Here is a 17,414-nt window from a genome sequence, read left to right as displayed (position 1 = left end):
AACAAATGAACAGATATACTATAAAATGGAGAAGGTGGCTTTTCTGGGGTTTCCTGGTTGTTGTTCTGTCCGTCGGTATAAAACTCTTTGTCGTGGATTTACGCCACGTACCCACCGCATCCATGGAGCAGTGTATACTCGTGGGCGATTACATTTTGGTGAATAAGCTTTCCTACGGCGCCCGTATGCCGCGAAGCCCGTTGGAGATTCCTTGGTTTAATTTGTTTGCGCTCGACAAACATGTTTTTCCCTGGTTCAGAGATACTCACTGGGGGTACAACAGACTGTCGCACGCATCAGTTTCAAGAGACGACATCATGGTCTTCGAGGGCCCGTGGGACGATGAGACCGTGCTCGTAAAACGTTGCAGGGCCCTGCCGGGCGATATCGTGGAGGTATCGGCAGACCAGTTATTTATTAACGGCGCGCCGGCCCAGGATCCGGAAACCATCCGGTACCAGTATGGATACTACTATCCGGGCTGTGATACAGCAGCCGATCAGGCATATCCCTACAGCCTGCATCCCGATACCGCCAGGTTGTTGCGCCGCCGTGGTGGCGAAAGGCATCTGCGTCTGAGTCCCTACCTGCAAAATGAAAGCAACGATGTAAAGGCCATGCAGGTGCCCAGCAGGGATTTGAGCATAAACCTGCATCGTTACAAGCGTGCGCTGCCGTACTATATAAATATCATCAACCGGTACGAGGGCGCTTCTGTTGAAGTCGTGAACGATACTATTCTCATAAACGGCGTGGCCGACTCCGTGTTTACGTTCAAATACGACTATTATTTTTTGCTGGGCGATAATCGTCGTTATTCTGAAGATTCCAGAAAATGGGGGTTCGTTCCCGAGCAGAATGTCATCGGCAAGGCTGCCCGCGTGTTGTTCTCCAAAGATCGGCAAACAAACCATATTCGCTGGAATCGCTTTTTTTGTCCGTTAAAGTAGGTGTGATGCATCATAGAGCATGGAGAATGTTAAAATGAAAAGATGGATAGACGCCGCCTGTGTGCTGCTGCTGGGCACCATCGCGCTGTACTGGTTGACCTACGTGGAGACCATCGGCTTGCATGGCGACGAAGCGTGGGGCGGATTGGACGGCATCAAGATACTTCAGCAAGGTATTTCGCGGCCGTATGGCATCGTGACCTATACCGGCTTGTTACAATCGCTGGCCAATGCCGCCGCATTTCGTCTTTTTAGTATTGATGTAGTGGCATTGCGCATGCCCGGCATTCTGTTCAATATTTTTGCGCTGGCTATCGTGGTCTGGTTTCTTCGAAAACGGTACGCTCCGTCAACCGCTCTTTTTTTTCTGCTGTTTTTCGGGCAATCCGCATTCTATCTTTTGTATGGCAAGATCAGTTGGGAGGTGTGTTCTTTTAATTTTTTATTTACCAGTCTTTTTCTGGTTTCGGGATATCAGGTGTACACGTCCGGCGGCCGCGCGTGGTGCTTTGTGTTTCTGTCCGTCTGCTTACTGGGCGGGTATAATCATATCATTTTTTCATGCCTCCCGCTCGCCGCCTGGGTCGGGATCGTCGTCTGGACCCTTTTTGGTAAAGAGTCCCCTTCAGAGACCATGCCCGCCGCCGTGGCAGCCCTCTTTCTGGCCGTGCTCAATAGTGGCCTGCTCTATCTTTGTTTGCGCGCCGACCTTGTCTGGCACCGGCTCGGGCGCATGTTTTTTTTGCTGCCGTTTCTTCTGATCGTGGCGGAGTGTTTTCTGCTGCATACACTGGCCGGTGCTTTTGGTAGGCTCCTGCGCCGCATAGCCGCCACGTCGGTGCACGAAGCGTTTAAGATTGCGCTGTTGGTGGTATGCTTTTTAAGTTTTTCAAAATTTCATGGCGCTCTTTTGGTCAAGATCTATAGTCAGAAGATCGTCCTGTTTCATATTTTATCGTACCAGATTCCCCTCGCGTGGGGCGTGTACCTGCTGGTAACCGGTTGCCTTCTCGTCGGGTTATTATACTATTTGCTCGTAAAAGACATTCTCTACAAAAATTCTCCGGCGACCTATGTGTTGATTGTATACCTGGGTCTGCTGAATGTCTACACCGCAATACCTTCCATGCGATATCTGTTGATAGCCGGTGTCCTGTTGTTTTTATACATCAGCCTGCACCTTGTTTCCGAGCGCGCCTACGTGCGGTATGGTGTAGCAGGCGTGTTGATCGTAAACCTGGTCATCGTCCAGGGTATTTTGTGGCGGGTCAATGGTATGTCCGGCAGGCAGGTAACGGCCGGCTATTTTATGCTCAACGACCGGTATAGAGAGAATTCTGCCCACTTTTTGAATTTTTCTCCTGTGCTCGATTTTATCCATCGACACACGATCGGCGCGATCCAAACACGCGACGATTTTTTTATCGGCAACGTATTTCAGTTCTATCGGCACGCGGATCCTTCCATCCGGCACTATCACAATGCCATGGAGCTTAACTACGATTACCTCCAGGTGGGCAGTGGTTTTGAAATGCGCCCGCTCGGCAACGGCCTACTTCCGCCTGCCCCATCCCAACATCCGCAGAATCATCAATAGCGGCCCTGCTAAAAGGTCGACCTGGTACCCGATGTTCCCCAGTAGTTGCACGAACGGACTTTTAAAGGGATTGTCGTTGACCAGGTATGTCCACGTGGACGATGGGCGCTTGCGCTGAAGCTCCGATACATCGAGGGTGTGTGCGTTGTCGAGCTTGTCTTCCAGGTCTGTCATCAACTGGCGGAACATCGCATCCGAGCTCTTGTGAAATTCGTGCAGCGGATTTTTTCCTGCCATGCGCTGCCAGTGAATTCCTTCGCGTAGCGCTGCTATATCGTTCATATAGTAGGACCAAAGCAGGTCGTGTTGCAGCAGTTTATACTCCCGCGTGGGACTTTCGGCTGAAACAAATATATCCTGCCGCCGGTTGAACAATATCGTGCGTTGCCGTTCGGTAAAGTGCGCATACTGGTGCAGGTTGAGACGGATCTCATACAACTGCCCTTCGATGATCCGCTGCGCCTGGGCGATGCTTCGGGCGATGGTCGCATGGCCTATCGGTCCGTCCTGACGGAGGTTCCGGAGCGGCTCCGGCAACAAGCTCTTCAGACCGTACTTTACCATCAGGTCATCTTCCATGCTGATGATGAATTGTGACGAACCCGGGTCGCCTTGTCGCCCGGCGCGACCCTTCAGCTGCTGGTCGATGCGCACGCTTTCGTGCCGGTTGGTGCCGATGATGTGTAAGCCGCCCAACGCTACGACTGTATCTTTTGCGTGCTGGTCCGTGCCACCCAGCAAAATGTCCGTGCCGCGCCCGGCCATGTTAGTGGAGATCGTCACCGCGCCCGGCAGACCGGCCTGCGCGATGATCGCTGCTTCCGACTCGTTGTTCCGGGCGTTGAGCACCGTGCTGGCAATGCCGTGTCGCTGCATTTCCGCCTGCAGCTCTTCCGATTCTTTTACCGTCAATGTACCGATGAGGATCGGGCGGCCCGTTTGATGGACCCGTTGCACTTCGTCTATGATGGCCCTGACCTTTGCCGCTTTGTGCGTAAAGATCTTGTCGGGATAGTCGATGCGCCGGCGGGGCTTGTGCGGGGGAATGATACTAACCCCCAGGCCATAGAAACCGGCAAACTCTTCGGCCGCGTGCTGCGCGGTGCCCGTCATGCCCGAGACCTTGGGGTAGCACTGCATCAGGTGCTGCAGCGAGATTGCGTTGAGGATACTTCCTTCCGACGCCACCGCCAATCCTTCCTTCGCTTCTACGGCCGCCTGTAGTCCGTTCTGCCATTTTCGATCTTCTACCACCCGGCCGGTAAATTCATCGACTAATTTTATTCGTCCGTCTTCCAGGATATAGTCAACATCTTTGCGCAGCATGGTCCTGGCCTGCAGCGCGAGGTTCACGGCGATGAGCAGGTGGTGATGGTCGTCGTCGTAGAGATTCGGTATAGCAAAAAATGCTTCCGTCTTCCCGATCCCGTGGTCGGTCAGGAAGACGTTGCGCGCATATTCATCCAGCATAAAATCACGGTAGGGCGTGAGGCCCGACACGTAACGCGCAATTTGCAGGTGATCGACGGGCAGCCCCGCCATCGTCCCGGCAAAGACGAGCGGGTTGCGGGCTTCGTCGATCAGGATCGCGTCGGCTTCGTCGACGATTGCATAGTGAAAATCGCGCAAGATCACTTCGTCCGGTGTATACGCCATGCAGGAGCGCAGGTAGTCGAAGCCTACTTCCTTGGCGGTGGCATACGTTACATCGCTGCGATAGGCGCGGCGTTTCTCCGCCACGGGCATATTCTCCTGGATATACCCCACGGACAACCCGAGGAATGTATATACCGGGCGCATCCAGTGTGCGTCGCGTTTGGCGAGGTAATCGTTAAACGTCAGGATGTGCACACCTTTGCCGGCCAGTGCGTTCAGGCAGGCTGTCATCACGGCTACCAGCGTTTTGCCCTCGCCGGTTTGCATCTCGACCACATTCCGTTCATGCAGGGCGATGGCCGCCATCACCTGCACGCGATAGGGTGTCATGTGTAGGGTGCGCTTGAAGGCTTCTATTACCAGGGCATACAGCCGCGGCATATGCGCGTCCGGCGCTTCGCCTGCCTGGATCCTGGCTTTGATGTCGTCGGTGAGCTGTCGCAGTTCGGCATCGGTTTTATAGAGTATTCCGTCGGCATGCTCCAGCGTTTGCTGCAGTGTGCGTTCGTAGGGTCCGAGGTCATCGGTAACGGTGGTCTGTTTGAATTTATGGAAAAAGGTTTTGATCGTTTGGGTCACTTTCATGTTGCATACAGTGAATGGTATAAATTGTCCGTTTCAGGCGTCGCGCGTGCGACGGCAGATGCAGCGGCCAAAGATCTTTATATAGGACGGCGAAAAAGAAAGGACGGGCGCTACATCAAGGTAGTGACGCACGGTTCATCGTCGTCTGCATTTTGATGGGGAATATTAAACGACGTGGTGGTAATACAAGGAGAAGATAAGGCCCGGGTATTGATCCGGCCGGTGTTTAGCTTCGTGCATGGAATGCTGTACCGCTCTACGCCAGTAGATGGCGAATGGTCATTAAAGACGTTATTGCCGGCGAGCGCCGACGGTATAGCGACGGCGCACGATGCCGTATGCCGATGCGCCGCCTGGAAAAGAGCTTCTATGCGATGGAACACCGGGCGGCCATAACCCGGGCTGGGATCGATCACGCCGGCTACCAGCACCAGCAGGATCAACCTGCGGGCGATGGAAGCAGTCGTGGCATGTGGACGTGTCAGTAGATCCATGGCAGGGATCAGCCTTCAAGGATCTTACCACGTTTTATAGCGGCGGAAATCGGGGCAAAATGACAGCCGGCATCTTACCACTGGCAGGCGTGCCCTGACAAAATGGAGCGGTTTTACGGGAGGCTCAGCCGGCGCCGGGTACAACATCGCGACCCGGTACTGTTAGTTCCAGTTATCGATCTTCACGTCGTGCGGATCGGGATTTCCCTTACCCGACTCGACAAGCGATTTCAGACTCATCAAAAAGATCGCCCATTTCGTGCTGCAGTGGTGCATAAACTCCACCGGTTCTTTCCAATCCAGGTGTTTGAACAGCACGATAGTATATTCTCCGTCTTGTTTTAACTCAAATTCGATGGTGGTACCCAGCCACTCTTCCGGGCCGGTGGCAACTTCCCAACGAATGAACATGGGTGGTGTAAGCGTGACTACGCGCATATCAAAACCGCCTGCGCCGAAGCGGAACTCTATGATCTTGCCGACCTGGTCGCCGTCGCCTTTTGTTTGGGAGGTCCACCAGCCGGCCAGGCCTTGCTGTGTGGTAAGGGCACGGTAAACCGCGTCTGCCGACGCACGGATTCCGACCCGGTGTAAGATGTCTGCCATGGGTTTGATGTTTTTTTGATCAAAGGTATTTTCTGAACCGGACTCCTGAGATGGGGGATACAGACAACGTTAGGGGGTGATTTGGACGCTGCTCAGGCATTTGCAATTATCCTGCGAAATGACAATTTTCAACTTTAACCAGTAGATCCCGATAACATGCGAATGATACGAATTCCGTTGGCACATGTGATGTGTGTTCTTCTATGGGCAGGATGCACCGAGATGAAGAATAAACCGGAAGGCGAGGCGCATGTGTAATGGCCAGGATTGTCGGCATCCGGACAAATCCCATAATCGAACGATGAGTGTATTGCAATCGAACGCTTACATCGGTGATCCCGGGCCAATCGGTGTATTAAACGCTCCGGACATGTTTCTGGCAGACTATTTGATCGCCAGGGGAAACTAACCGAGGATATATGATCAGTCATTACATCACTATAGGGCTCAGGGCCATTCGCAAAGATGCAGTATATTCGTCGCTTAACATAGCGGGCCTGGCAATAGGCCTTACGGCTTTCATACTCATATTTCTCTGGGTCAAGAGCGAGCTTAGCTATGACCGCTTTAATGATCGGGCTCATCAGCTCTACCGCGTTGTTGAAAATCAATACTATGCCAACAATGAAGTATTTCCCGTGGCGGTAACACCGGGCCCACTCGGCCCGCATTTAAAGGAAACGTTTCCGGACGTTGTCAGTGCAACGCACCTCATGCCGATTACCTTCATGCTTCAAAGCAATGAACTGGCTTTCTATCATTCGGGGATGATGGTTCATCCGGTTTTCCTGGATATGTTCTCCTACACATTCGCGAAAGGAAGTGCCAAAAAAGCGCTTTCGAAGGTGGAGGACCTGGTCATAACAGAATCACTCGCTAAGAAGTATTTTGGAAATGAAGATCCAATAGGCAAAGTATTTCGGATCCATAACAATGACTTCACTGTTTCGGCCGTGTTGCACGACGTTCCTGAAATGTCACACCTGAAGTTTGACTACCTGGTTCACTATGACGCGTACAAAAGATTCGGATGGACATTTCCACAAAATTGGAATTCGAACAACGGTTATACCTATGTGATGCTGCGCCCGGAAACAGATCACGAAGCGATGACAGGTAAAATACGCGGCGTGTTGCAAAAACAGAATGTTACGTACAAAGTCGACCTTTTCCTGCAACCACTGACCAGCATCCACCTGCATTCCAACTTTACTGCCGATGTCAGTGGGCACGGCGACATTCAATATGTCTATATTTTTTCCTTTGCCGGAATATTTATCCTGCTGATCGCGTGTATCAATTTTATGAATCTTTCGACCGCAAAATCCGCGCAGCGATCGAAAGAAGTCGGAATGCGAAAAGCAATCGGCGCACAACGATCTCAATTGATCCGGCAGTTCTTGTTCGAATCCATTGTCTTGTCGTTTATTGCGTTGGGTATCGCGCTTGTTTTAGTTGAAACCCTTCTTCCTGCGTTTAATCTGGTATCAGGAAAACAGTTGGAATTCCACCCTGCCTCCAGCGTGGTGTTGTTGACCTTACCTGCCGTCACACTGATGACCGGCATCATCGCAGGCAGCTACCCTGCGTTTTTTCTCTCCGGGTTTAACACGGTGAGCGTGTTGAAGGGAACCAGCAAAACAGGCAGGGGTGCCGTCATGTTCAGAAAGATCTTAGTGACCGCGCAGTTTTGTATTTCGATCCTCCTCATTACGGGCACGATCGTTGTTTTCGATCAGCTCAACTTCATCCGCAGCAAAAAGCTCGGATTTGAAAAGCAGAATGTGGTTGGTTTCACTCCCTTACCTGACCGCGAAAAATTTAAGGACTTTAAAGAAGCGCTACTCGCAACAGGAGGCGTTTCAGCGGTGACAATCTCCAGCAATAACCTCACGTATGTGGCGAGTTCGGGAGCAGACTTCGAGTGGGAGGGCAAAACGTCTGACAAAAAGGTGTTGCTCCATACCCTGGCGGTCGATCCTGACTTTGTGGAAACGTTTCAAATCAAGATGGTGGAAGGTCGCGATTTTTCCAGTGACATTGCGTCCGACGGTTCTGCGGTTATCCTGAACGAAGAAGCCATCCGCCAAATGGGAATTGAAGATCCGGTGAACAAGCGCTGGGGTGAGAAGGGCAAGATTATCGGCGTAATCAAGGATTTTCATTTTAAATCCGTCCACGAAAAAATTGAGCCGCTGGTGATCTTCAACGATATAGGCTACGGGAAAATTTACGCAAGACTCAACGGTCCCAATGCGCAGGAAAGCATCGCCGCGATTGAACGCACATTCAGCAAATTTGCTCCCGATCATCCGTTCGAATATTCCTTTCTCGACGACGATTTTGATCATTTATATACAGCCGAACAACGTACCGGCAGGCTCTTCAACTACTTCGCGTGTATTGCCATTTTCGTTTCATGTCTCGGCCTGTTCGGTCTTGTCATGTTTGCCACGGAACAACGAACAAAGGAGATCGGCGTGCGTAAAGTTCTCGGTGCATCGGTTAGCAGTGTTGTTACGCTGATTTCAGTAGACTTTATTAAACTCGTCCTGATGGCAAACATTATTACAATACCCGTCAGCCTGTATGCCATGAATCGATGGTTGTCGGGTTTTGCGTACCATGTTGATATCCACTGGACAACATTCGCGATCGCCGGGGTCACATCAGTAGGCATTGCGTTGATAACGATGGCGTACCAGTCGCTCAAAGCAGCATGGACGAACCCGGTGAAGGCGCTACGCGCAGAATAGTTACAGACCGGGAACTTCTGCTTTTCGATGTCACGCTCCATAAAAAAGCACACGTGGATCTATCACGTGTGCTTTTTTTTATACCGGGCTTCTGTCACCACGGCTTCGCTACATGCTCCACCCGATACACCCGCGATGCCGTTTTCAGCTGCCATTGTACGTCGCCCGCCTGCGACAAACTCACCAACCGACCGTTCACGGCGCTGGCGGCCAGTATATTTTTATCCGGCAAGAGCAGGGCGCTGCCCATGATGTTGGTATACAACGCGGTAGGGAGTGGTGTGTTCAGTGTAAGGGTGGCTGCTGTTTGTAGCTCGTTCAGTCTGAAGGCGAGGACGCGCGACATCGGGCGGCTGGCGTCGCCGTTGTCGAAGAGCATGATGTCGCCGTCGGCGTTGCGGTGGGCGTAGTGCTGGTACAAAAATTCGCCGCCTTCCGGCAAGGCGATCGTGCCGTTCTTGCCGAGTGTCCAGAGGACGGCGCCGGTGGTGTTGTGGATCTTCCATACCTGGCAAAGCGAGCGGAAGGAAACGATGTAGTGGCCGTCGGTGTCGATGAAGAGCGAGTTGCCCCAGGGCTGCCGGTAGTTTTCGGGGTTGATGTGGGGCATGGCGTCGAAGGTGGACCAGCTCCATTTTTTGTTGCCCAGGTAGTCCAGCACAAGCAGACCGTCGCCGGGGTACCCGTCTTTCATTTCGTTCGTGATCATCACCACGTCGCCGTTGGCGGCCACTTGCACGTCGTGGTGGGCGATGCGGTCGAAGCCGTTGCGGCCGCTTACCTGGTAGAACAGCGTGTCGTTGGCAAACGTCGTCTGCAAAATGATGTTGCCATCACCCATGGCGTTGTCAGTGTTGTCTTCGAGGGTAATGATGGTGTTGTTTTGCACGATGCGCGCTGCTTTGATCACGTTGGGTGTGGTGCGGTACCATACGATCCTGCCGCTGCCGTCCACCAGGTACAGACAGCCTGGCTTTGTCATGCTGGCGAAGAGGTAGCAGCCGCCGGCGGCCGGCGATACCGTGTTTTCTGATTCTTTGTAGAAGTCGGTTACGTGTTGGGGAATCGATGGCGTGGTGAAAGTGCCTTCTTCAGCAGCGGACTCGGTGCCGCCGGGTATAATCCGGAATTCGTAGGCGGTGTTTGCCTGCAGGCCGAGCAACGGAATGGAATGGCCGCGCCTGGCGGTGGACTGCACCGTACGGGTACCGCCGGTGTTTCCGGCCGGCCAGTAATGTACCGTCACGTCGCCCGGCATGGTCAGCGTTACGTGTACGCGCGCCTGCATGGCAGACGTTGCGTCGGTCGCGACCGAGTGCAGGGCGACGGATACACCCGACGTGTTGTCGTCATCCTGGCAGGCTGTCAACAGCAACACAAAAAGCAGGAGGGGCAAGGTTCGGTATAAGGTATACATAGGGATAGTAAGATAAAAAGGGAAGCCCTGTTCGCAGCGGAACGACGAGCTTCCCGATTTTTATAGAGGGCCTGGTACTATTCGTTTTCGGAATCCCACCATACGCGTTTCAGCCAGTCGTCGGTGCCGCCGATGCGGCGGACGGCATCCTGGTAGTGCTCGGGGTTCTGCACGGATTCTGATTCGGGATAGAAGAAGCGACGGGGCATGACGCCGTTGGTGCCGCTGGTATACCACTCGACCGATGTGAAGGGCACCAGTTCCGGGTAGCCGGTGCGGCGGTAGTTGGCGTATGCTTCGGGGCCGTTGAGGAAGAAGTTCACCCACATTTGTTCGTGGATCACGCGCATCTGCTCGTCTTCGTCGGCCGGGAAGGGCAGGAATTGTGCTTTCAGTACGTCAATGCTATCCTGGACAATGGTCGGAGCATCGGGGTATGTGGATGTCAGCTCACAGGCTGCCTGGATGCCTTTTTCGAAGTGTTCTTGCACGCCGGTCTGGCCGCCCCAGCCGCGCAGGGCGGCTTCTGCCAGCAGGAACTCTACTTCGGCATAGGTGAAGTGAAAGTACGGTGCGTCCAGCGCGGCCACGTATTTGCTGGGCTGCATGCGGCGATGGCCTACGTCGAGGCCTACCGTGGTGCCGTCGTCCTGTGTAATGTCCTGTACCGGCAACCACAGGTTCCACGACATGGCGCCATACGCCAGGCCTTCCTGCAGGTATTTCGTCAGGTCGAGGTTTTCGCTGTTGTCGATCTCTTCTTCTTCGGTGGGTTTGGCCATATAGGTGCCGCCGTAGATATACAGGCGCGGGTCGCGGGTTGCCTTCATATAATCCACCAGGGTGTTGGTGAGGCGGAAGCCCGCGGACGTTACTTCCGACTGGAATACCTGCGAGCGGCCGTTGCCACGGTTTTCGCCGTCTACGTAGGCAATGGCTTCGTGCCGCATCTGGCAGGTGTGGCTGTTGCTGGTCATCACCCCGCCGGCAATGGCGGCCTCTACCTGGGTGCGTGCCACGTCGGGCGCCACCTTGGTGAGGCGGAAGCCGAGGCGCATCCGCAGCGAGTTGCCGAAGCGTTTCCAGTTGTCGATGTTGCCGCCCAGGAACTGGTCGCCTTCGATGGCGCCCTTCGTCGCGTCTAACGCGCCCACGGCTTCTTCGAGTTCTTTAAAAAAGTCGGTATAGATCTTTTCCTGTGTGTCGTAGGCAGGGAGGTAGATCTTTTCGGTATACCCTTTAATCGCTTCCGAATACGGAATGTCTCCGTACAGGTCTGTGATCCGCGCGTAAATATAGACACGCATGATGCGAGCGGCGGCGTGCATGTTCACCAGCGCGGTGTCGGTCGCGGTGCGGTCTACCAGGTCCTGGATGTTTTTCAGGTCGCGCGGGTAGGAGGTTTCCCACAAGGTATACCACTGTGTTTTGTCTACCACGCGGTACTGGCCGCCGTGCTGCGTCCACCACGATCCGGCCAGGTGCTGTACCAGCGGCGATGTGATGGCCAGGTCATAGCGCCATACGTCTTCCCGCAGGCCCGAAAGGTCCGTCTGCACTTTTGCGAGTTGAATGCCCGGGAAAATCTCCGGGAACCCGGCCGGGTTGGTGTTGAGTTTTTCGAAATCGTCCGTACACCCCTGCAGGGCGACGACGGCGATGAACAGTATATACAATAGTTTCTTCATGTCGGTGGTGCGTTAGAATTTTACAACCAGGTTAAAACCATAGCGGCGGCGTGTGGGCAGCGAGCCGTACTCCAGGCCCTGGCCGTTGCTGATGTTATAGGTGGACTCGGGGTCGATGTTGGGCGTGTTCTTGTGGATGATCCACAGGTTACGGCCAATGGCGCTGAGCGATACCGAACGGAACGGCGTACCCTTCAGCAGGGACGACGGTAAAGTATAGGTAAAGGTCAGGTCGCGGAGCTTGACGTAGCTGGCATCGTAGATGAACGGCTCGGGAATGTTGTTGCCGATGCTCTGCCAGTAGGCGGCGGGACTGATGGGAATGGTGTTCGGGGTGCCTTCCTGGTTCACCCCTTCGCCGATGTAGCCGCGGTTGTTGCGCGGTACATAGTACGCGTTGTCGGGGTTGTCCACTTCCGCTACTTCACCGTTGGCTTCAGCCTCCAGTTGCGCGGCGCGACGTTCCTGCTGGTATTCGTTCCACGACTCGCGACCCGCCTCGGTGTTGGCGTGTGAGCCGTTCATGTGCATGGTCATGTTGGTCATCGAGAAGATGTCGCCGCCCACGCGGATATCAAATGCCGCCTTCAGCTGGAAGCCTTTGTAGGAGATGGTGTTGATGATCCCGCCGGTCCAGTCGGGCAGGATGTTGCCTAATGCAATGGGGGTAGCGGTAGGCATCGGCTCGCCGTTGCTGCTGTTGAACACGCGGTTGCCGTTTTCATCGCGCAAAAAGCCTGCGCCGAGGATCGTGCCGAAGGGTTTACCTTTTTCGGCTACCACCGTGGCACCTGCCCAGCGTGCTTCGGCCACGGTAAACGTGGCCAGCAGCGGGTGCAGTTCCATCACTTCATTGACGTTGCGGGCGAAGTTGAAGCTCAGGTCCCACCGGAAACCATTGCTGAAGTTGACCGGCGTGGTGCTGATGAGTAATTCCACGCCGCGGTTTCTGAGCTTACCGGCATTGAGCGCGGCAAAGCTATACCCGGTGGTTTGGGGAATCGTGAGGTCGAGCAGCACGTCGTCTGTCACTTCGTTGTAGTACGTGAAGTCGAGGCCTACCTTATCGCCGAAGAGCCGGACGTCGGCACCGATCTCGAAGGAGGTTTTGATCTCGGCCGTCAGGTTGGGGTTGGGAATGATGTCACCCTGAATGTTGCCCATGGGCTGACCGTTGATGGACCGGCCCGTCAGGTCGTAGGCAAAGCCGGTTTTATAGGGATCGGGCTCGCGGCCTACCTGTCCCCAGGCGGTGCGGATCTTTACGAACGACAACACGTTGGACTGCAGGTCGAAGGCGTCGGTCAGCACATAACTCACGTCGGCGGCGGGGTAGAAGAACGACCAGTTGTCGCGCGGCAATGTAGAGGCCCAATCGTTGCGGCCCTGCAGGTTCAGGAAGAGATACTCCTTATAGCTCAGGTTCACCGAACCGAACACGGACTGAATTTCCTTGCGCGCATCAAAGGGTACAATCCTTTTCTCCGAGAAATTGATGAGGTTGGCCGTGCCGGGTTGGATGATCTGCGTCGCCTGGATGTTTTCGCCATAGCTGCGCTGCTGCATCAGGTTGGCGCCCGCCATGGCACCGATTTTGAAACTGGTGCCCAGATCTTTTTTGAAGTTCAGCATGCCCTGGAAGTTGGTTTCCTGGGTTGTCTGGTCGAGCGTATTCAGGGCGCCGCCGGCAATCGCCGGTGTGTTCTTGTCGTAGAAATTGGCATGCTTGAATGTAAAGAAGTCGGTGCCGCCCTGCAGGCTGATGCTGAACATGTCGTTGAGCTCGTAGTTCAGGTTGATGAGCCCGCCCACGCGTTGCTTCCGACTTTCGTTAAACGTTTTGTTGATCGTCCAGTACGGGTTGGCTCGGTATATATTGCCGGTGTAGTTGATATACTTGCCGTCTTCCGTCTGATATTTCTTCAGCCATTCCTGGTCGAAGTTAGCCGCCAGGCCCAGCAGGCCGTTACCGATGTTGTTGACATCATCGGTCAGGGCCGGCCGGTTCTTTACGCGCTCGTCGGCGAAGCTGATCTTGGCATCGGCCGTCAGCTTTTTGGTGATCTTCGAGGTGGTCCGCAGCGCGAAGATGTCTTTGTCGAAACCGCTGGTGGGAATGATGTCGTCGTTGGTGATGCTGGAGTACGACAACCGCATGCTCGTGTTTTCGGTGCCCCCGGTCACGGCGACGGTGTTCATCCAGGTTTTACCGGTGCGGAAGAAGTCCTGGATGTTGTTGTCGAGATACCGGTAGGGACGTACGGTGCCGTCCATCTGGGTGATCTCCGTTTCTTCGTCGAACGAAGGTCCCCAGTTGGACGTGATGTTTTGCGACTGCAACGGGTCCGTCGGAAATACACCGTCGTTGCCCTGGCCGTAGCGTTTTTGGCGTTCGTCGAGGCGGGTGGAGATCTGGTCGAGGGTAAAGGCGCTGTTGAATTCCACGCCGATGCCCTTGCCACGGTTGCCTGTTTTGGTGGTGATGAGGATCACGCCGTTGAGGGCGCGGCTGCCGTAGAGGGCAGAGGCTGCAGAGCCTTTCAATACGCTGATGGATTCGATGTCGTTGGGATTGACGTCGGAAAGACCATCGCCCAGGTCGAAGCCGCCCCACTGACTGGCGCTGCCGATGTTGGAGTTTACCGCGGGTACGCCGTCGATGACGTACAGCGGCTGGCTGTTGTCCTTCAGCCCGCGGATGCCGCGGATGACCACACGCGTAGAGCCGGTCGGGCCGGCGGTTGTCTGCGCGATGTTGACGCCCGCTACTTTACCGGCAATGGATGCCAGGGGGTTCGTCTCGCCGTTGCCGGCGATGTTTTCGTTGCCGATGTCGGCTACGGCATAGCCCAGCGTCTTTTTCTCGCGCTTGATGCCGAGGGCGGTGACCGTCACCTCCGATAACAGCTCGAGGTTAGGCTGCATCGACAGGTCGAGGCTCGTTTGTGTACCGACCGCAACTTCCTGCGTGGTGTAGCCGATAAAAGAGAAAACCAGGGTGGCATTTGCCGGCACATCGATGGCGTACCGGCCTTCTGCGTCGCTAAAGGTACCGATGGTGGTGCCCTTTAATAGAATGGATACGCCGGGCAGGGGCGTGTTGCCTTCGGTTTCGCGGACCACGCCGGAGACCGTTTGGGACTGGCCCCGGACGTGCAGGACCGCCACCATGCTGAACACGATTAGTAAAACATACTTCATAGGATATAGGTTAAGGTGGATACTTCGTGCGGAGTATCCAAAGCTAGGGCACACACGGCGCGGAGGGGGTACCGTATTGTTACATCTTAGGGGATCTGTCGTTACATGTGCCCGGAAACACCGTGTAACATCGAAGATTTTCAGGAGACGCCGTGCGCGAAGCCGCCACCGGAAAAGGGTGTGTCTTTTTTAACACCGCGCATGGCATATTCGGACGGCACGACGTGGTACATGTCTTTGAATTGCCGCGTAAAATACTTCGGGTTATTGAAGCCCACGCGGTAGGCAATCTCAGCGATCGTGAGCTGGCTCTTTTCCAGCAGCTGCGCAGCATGCTGCAGGCGCACGGACCGGATAAACTCCACGGGCGTCTTGCCGGTCAGGCTGCTGATCTTGCGGTAGAGATGAATGCGGCTCATGCCCAGCTCGTGGCTGAGGGCCTCGACGGAAAAATCGGCGTCTTCGAGGTTGGCTTCCACAATTGCCACGGCCTTGCTCACAAGTTTTTCGTCCAGCGGCGTGATGTTTACCGCGCTGCCCTTCACCGCCAGGTAGTGCTGAAACGATTTCCGGGTGGCTTCCTGCTGGCGCACCATGTTGCGCAACCGCGACTGCAATATTTCCACGCTGAAGGGTTTGACCACATAGTCGTTCGCGCCCGTGGCGTATCCTTCGCGCTTTTGCTCTTCCGAGCTGCGCGCCGTTAACAGCACTACGGGAATGTGCGATGTGCGTTCGTCGCTTTTGAGGCGGCGGCACAGGTCGGTGCCGCTCAGGCCCGGCATCATCACGTCGCTCACGACCAGGTCGGGTATACTTTCCAGGGCCACATGCCAGCCTTCCGTGCCGGTAGACGCTTCCAGCACGGTATATTCTTCGCGCAGGTTGTCCTGCAGGTAAAAACGGAAGTCGTGATTGTCTTCTACTAATAAGAGTATGGGTTTGCGGCCGTCGCGTGGCGGCTGTGGTATAGGTATCGCGACGGGTGCCGTGGCCGCCAACGGAACGGGTACCGGCGCGGCGGTGCCTGCCTGGGGGATGGGTTGCAGGGGCAGGAGAATGGTAAACCGGCTGCCTTTTTCGGGTTCGCTTTCCACGCTGATGGTACCGCCGTGTACTTTCACAAACTCCCGCGTGATGGCCAGCCCGATGCCGCTGCCCTGGTTGATCATGCCTGTGGGCAGGTCGTGCTGAAAAAAGCGTTCGAAGATGCGGCCCTGCTTTTCCACCGGAATGCCGATGCCGGTGTCTTCCACACAAATGCGTACACCGGGTGTTGCATCGTCTGCACCCGGCGCGTGATCGAGGCGCACACTGATGCGGCCGTGCTCGGGTGTGAACTTAAAGGCGTTGGACAGCAGGTTGAATAAGATCTTTTCGAGTTTATCCTGGTCGAACAACGTGTCGAGCCGCTCGAGGGCGGTATAGAAACTCAGGTGGATGTCTTTCTTTTCCGACAGATCGGAAAAGCTGTAGGTCGTTTCGCGCACAAACTGCACCAGGTCGCCGGCGGCGGGGTAATAGGGGATTCCCTGTGTTTCGAGTTTGCGGAAGTCGAGCAGCTGGTTGACCAGGTTCAGCAGGCGGCGTGCATTACGCTGGATCAGCTGAAACTGGCGCGCGTGGCCGTCGTCCGCCTGCTGGGTGAGTTTCTCCAGGGGAGCCAGGATCAATGCCAGCGGCGTGCGGAATTCATGGCTCACGTTGGTGAAGAAGCGGATCTTCATCAGGTCGAGCTCGTGCATGCGCTGTGCTTCGGCACGCTCCTGTTGCAGCCGCACGTTGGCCCGCTCGCGCAGCAGCAGGAGTTTGCGCGCGGCAAGCAGGATTGCTGCCAGGAAGATGACGTAGAGCACAAAGGCCAGCTCGCTTTTCCAGAACGGTGGCTCCACCACAATGTCCACCGCTGCGCCCACATCGTTCCAGGCGGCATCGTTGTTGGAGGCGCGTACGCGGAATGTATAGCGGCCCGGGTCGAGGTTGGTATAGGTGGCTTTGCGCGTGTGCGGGTCGGCCGTGATCCAGTCTTTGTTGAATCCTTCCAGCCGGTATTGATATTGATTCTTCTCCGGGTGCAGGTAGTTCAGCGCCACGAACTGCAACGCAAAAAAGTCGTGGTGGTGTTGTAGGGTGATGGTGGCGGTTTCGGTGATCGACTGCGGCAGCACGGGGTCGCCGTCGTGTACCGGCTCGCCCACGCCGATGCGTTTGTTGAACAGCTCGAAGCCGTTGATCACCACGGGTGGGATATAGGCGTTCGGCGTGATCTTGTCGGGGTTAAAAATGTTGAACCCGTTCAGGCCGCCGAACACCAGCTCGCCGCTGCGTAGCCGGGCGCCGGCGTTTTCGTTGAAGTGCGCACCCTGCAGTCCGTCCGACTCGTCGTACCGCGCTACCTGTACGCGCAGGTCGGGTATGGCGGTGCCCGTCACGGTGGCGCGTGCCAGTCCGTTCGGTGTACTCA

At 55.2% G+C, this 17,414-nt stretch carries 10 protein-coding genes; 3 read left to right on the top strand and 7 right to left on the bottom strand.

Annotated features, from left to right (window positions below; all coding sequences use genetic code 11):
• The first annotated feature begins 5 nt into the window (after positions 1 to 5).
• Positions 6 to 950, top strand: coding sequence for a signal peptidase I (gene lepB, locus KK078_RS24940; protein WP_254093054.1), 945 nt, complete (start codon positions 6 to 8; stop codon positions 948 to 950).
• A gap of 34 nt (positions 951 to 984) precedes the next feature.
• The gene (locus tag KK078_RS24935; protein ID WP_254093053.1) at positions 985 to 2,547 is read left to right on the top strand and encodes a hypothetical protein; all 1,563 of its coding nucleotides are present in this window, start codon (positions 985 to 987) and stop codon (positions 2,545 to 2,547) included.
• Here KK078_RS24935 and KK078_RS24930 read toward each other — a convergent pair.
• From KK078_RS24930 to KK078_RS24920, 3 genes are all read right to left on the bottom strand, one after another.
• Positions 2,503 to 4,788, bottom strand: coding sequence for a preprotein translocase subunit SecA (locus tag KK078_RS24930; protein WP_254093052.1), 2,286 nt, complete (start codon positions 4,786 to 4,788; stop codon positions 2,503 to 2,505). The two genes, KK078_RS24935 and KK078_RS24930, sit on opposite strands and share 45 nt — an antisense overlap.
• Before the next feature lie 110 nt (positions 4,789 to 4,898).
• Complete coding sequence (locus KK078_RS24925) at positions 4,899 to 5,282, bottom strand: hypothetical protein (protein WP_254093051.1); 384 nt, start codon at positions 5,280 to 5,282, stop codon at positions 4,899 to 4,901.
• A 162-nt stretch (positions 5,283 to 5,444) separates the two neighbouring features.
• Positions 5,445 to 5,888, bottom strand: coding sequence for an SRPBCC family protein (locus tag KK078_RS24920; RefSeq protein WP_254093050.1), 444 nt, complete (start codon positions 5,886 to 5,888; stop codon positions 5,445 to 5,447).
• A gap of 419 nt (positions 5,889 to 6,307) precedes the next feature.
• Here KK078_RS24920 and KK078_RS24915 point away from each other — a divergent pair, with 419 nt between their 5' ends.
• Positions 6,308 to 8,644 (top strand): ABC transporter permease, encoded by a 2,337-nt coding sequence (locus tag KK078_RS24915; RefSeq protein WP_254093049.1) that lies wholly within the window; start codon positions 6,308 to 6,310, stop codon positions 8,642 to 8,644.
• 94 nt (positions 8,645 to 8,738) lie between these two features.
• Here KK078_RS24915 and KK078_RS24910 read toward each other — a convergent pair whose 3' ends face one another.
• The 4 genes from KK078_RS24910 to KK078_RS24895 all read right to left on the bottom strand — a co-directional run.
• Positions 8,739 to 10,061 carry an arylsulfotransferase family protein gene (locus tag KK078_RS24910; protein WP_254093048.1) on the bottom strand — a complete coding sequence of 441 codons (1,323 nt, stop codon included), beginning with the start codon at positions 10,059 to 10,061 and terminating at the stop codon, positions 8,739 to 8,741.
• 77 nt (positions 10,062 to 10,138) lie between these two features.
• On the bottom strand, positions 10,139 to 11,749 hold the full coding sequence (locus KK078_RS24905; protein WP_254093047.1) for a SusD/RagB family nutrient-binding outer membrane lipoprotein: 1,611 nt from the start codon (positions 11,747 to 11,749) through the stop codon (positions 10,139 to 10,141).
• A 12-nt stretch (positions 11,750 to 11,761) separates the two neighbouring features.
• Complete coding sequence (locus KK078_RS24900; RefSeq protein ID WP_254093046.1) at positions 11,762 to 14,950, bottom strand: SusC/RagA family TonB-linked outer membrane protein; 3,189 nt, start codon at positions 14,948 to 14,950, stop codon at positions 11,762 to 11,764.
• A gap of 140 nt (positions 14,951 to 15,090) precedes the next feature.
• The coding region (locus tag KK078_RS24895; protein ID WP_254093045.1) for a hybrid sensor histidine kinase/response regulator transcription factor at positions 15,091 to 17,414 on the bottom strand (2,324 nt) is incomplete at its 5' end.

Origin of the sequence: Dawidia soli (genome assembly GCF_018598185.1) — a bacterium.
Lineage (GTDB): Bacteria > Bacteroidota > Bacteroidia > Cytophagales > Cyclobacteriaceae > Ohtaekwangia > Ohtaekwangia soli.
Note: the sequence above shows the minus strand (reverse complement) of the source record. Positions and strands in the feature narration are given on the sequence as shown.